A 2397-nucleotide genomic window follows, 5' to 3' on the forward strand; every position below is an offset into this window, starting at 1 on the left:
GCTGTTCGGCTTCACCCAGGCCGAGACCGAGTAGCTGCCGCTGGTGTCGACGGCCGTGGTGGGGACGTCCACCCACGAGTTGCTCGCGCCGCTCAGGCTGACGGCGCCGGGGCCCGTCTTGCCGGTGGTCCAGGAGGCCCCGGCCTGAAGCGTGCCGTTGTTGGAGCCGCCGCTGACGTCGGCGGTCGCGGTGCCGGTGCCCTCGTCGAGGGGCCAGTACGCGCCGGGGGTCGCGGTGGCTCCGGCGACGGCGGTCCCGTTGTAGGCGCCGATGTTGGGAGCGGTGCTGGACGAGACGGCGTTGCCGAAGTAGTCCTGGCCGCCGTTGCTCGCGATGACGGCGCCCGCGCCGAACGCCGGGGAGCCGCTGCGCAGCTTGTAGGCGGCTGCGCTGGCGCGGCCCGCGCTGCCGCCGCCGGGCTTCACGAACAGCGGGTCGGAGGTGATCTTCGCGGAGTCGGACGGCTCACTGGCCGGGTGGTCGCCGTAGAAGAGGTTGTGGGACCAGGTGGTTCTCGTGGTGGAGTAACCGCCCTTGCCGAGCTTGTAGATGATGTTGTTCGAGAAGGTGACGGTGCTGTTCGGGGTGCCGTCGGTGATCTTCGCGTTGTTGCCCTGGGGTATGTAGATCGTGTTGTTGTACACCTGGGCGGTGGTGCCGCTGTCGACGCCGGACATCGTCGGGAAGATCGTGTTGGACGCCCCGTCGTTCTGGCTGATGTTGTAGCGGATCACCGAGGTCTTGGCCGCGAAGCCGCTGCTGCAGCACCATTCGGTGAAACCGAACGGGTTGTCGTGGCTCCAGTTGTACTGGATCACCGTGCCGCTGGTGTTGTTGTCGATGTCGAAGGCCTGACCGTCCACGAAGCTGCGGTACTGGCGGGTGACCTCGTTGTTCTGGAACACGGCGTTGGTCGTCCAGCCGCTCCACATGCCGGCCCCGGAGTAGCGGTAGCCGCTGTCGGTGGCGACGTTGTTCTGGATGACCGGTGAGGCGCAGAAGACACAGACGATGTCGTTGCCGCCGGCGTCGATGATCGTGTTGCCGTCGATCACCACGTTGTTGGTGTTGATGTTGTGGTTCAGGCCCAGGAGTGAGCCGATGTAGATGGCGCCGGCGTCAGCGCGCGTCAGCGTGTTGTTCGATATCTGGACGTCGTCCCAGGCGCTGGTGGTGTTGTTGTCGGTGACGTTGAAGGCGATGCCCGAGGACCGGCTTGGCTGGACCCCGGCGGCGTTGGTCCACAGGCCCTTCACGTCGTGGATGTTGTTGTTGACGATGTGGATGCCATGGAGGGTGCCGCTGGTGGTGTTCTCCAGCTGGATGCCGCTGCGCAGGGCCGCGCTGGAGGCGGGGTTGGTGATCTCCAGGTTCTGGATGGTCCAGTCATGCTGGTCGGTCAGGAGGATGGTGGCCGCCGCCCCGCCGCCGTTGAGGATCGGCGCAGCCCCGCTGCCGTAGCTGGAGATGACGATGGGGCTGCCGCTGGAGCCGGAGCCGTGCGGCTGGAGTTCGCCGGTCCAGGAACCGCCGGCCTGGAACTGGATCTGGTCGCCGGGGTTGAAGGTCGTGGAGTTGACGTTGGTGAGCGTCTGCCACGGGGTTGCGGAACTGCATCCGTCGTTGCTGTCACTGCCTGCCGACGACGAGACGAAGTACGTGGTGCACGTCGCCGCGTGTGCCGATGTGGCGGGGAGCATGACGAGTCCCAGCGCGGCAGCCGCGCTTCCTGTCGCCGCTATCAGGCGGCTTTGCCATCTTCGCATTGCGTTCCTCTTCGAACGGGAGCGGATATGTGAGGTGGGGCAGACCGGTGCGTGCGACGCTCGGAACGGAGCGAGGGGGAGGGCGTGCGGCACGCACCGGCCGTCTGTGGGCCTCGGGGGAGGCGGATCATGTTCTGCTTGTACGGGTTCGTACCGCTCAGTTCACGGGGACGCTGTCGTACGCGGCGTGTGCCACGGTCGTCCTGGCCGTTCGGGCCAGCCTCGCCGTCATCGCCTGGTAGCGGTCGTGGACGTATGCCTGGCGGACCTGGGTGGTCACCTCGCCGAACGGCGGCGTGGTGATGGGCCCGCTCTTGTCTTCCTGGCGGCGGAACGTGTCGAGGTGGTCGCGGTAGTAGGCCCGCAGTGCGCTCTGGGGGGTGGGGATGGTGCCCGTCTTGACGAGGGTCTCTTCGAGGCGGGAGCCCAGGTCGTGCAGGACGTACGTGAAGTAGTTGGCCTCGGTGTACTGCACGGGGCCGTATATCACCTGGTGGGCGGCGACGGCCTGGCGGCGGCGGGCGTTCTCCGCTGTCCAGGCGGCGAGGAAGCCGTCGTATCCGGGGTCGGCGATCAGCTTGTGCTGGTGCGCCAGGGCGAGGACGACCGTGTCCTGGGCGGCGTCGGCGA

Annotated in this window: 2 protein-coding genes; both read right to left on the reverse strand. The window is 67.3% G+C overall.

All coding sequences use genetic code 11. From position 1 onward, the window contains the following. Positions 1–1767 (reverse strand): right-handed parallel beta-helix repeat-containing protein (locus AOK08_RS39545; RefSeq protein WP_241827298.1); only part of this gene is annotated, 1767 nt, incomplete at its 3' end. A gap of 157 nt (positions 1768–1924) precedes the next feature. Then, a partial coding sequence (locus AOK08_RS39550) for a hypothetical protein (protein ID WP_198539537.1) occupies positions 1925–2397 on the reverse strand: 473 nt, incomplete at its 5' end.

Source organism: Streptomyces graminilatus (assembly GCF_001418565.1).
In the GTDB taxonomy this organism is placed as follows: Bacteria; Actinomycetota; Actinomycetes; order Streptomycetales; family Streptomycetaceae; genus Streptomyces; species Streptomyces graminilatus.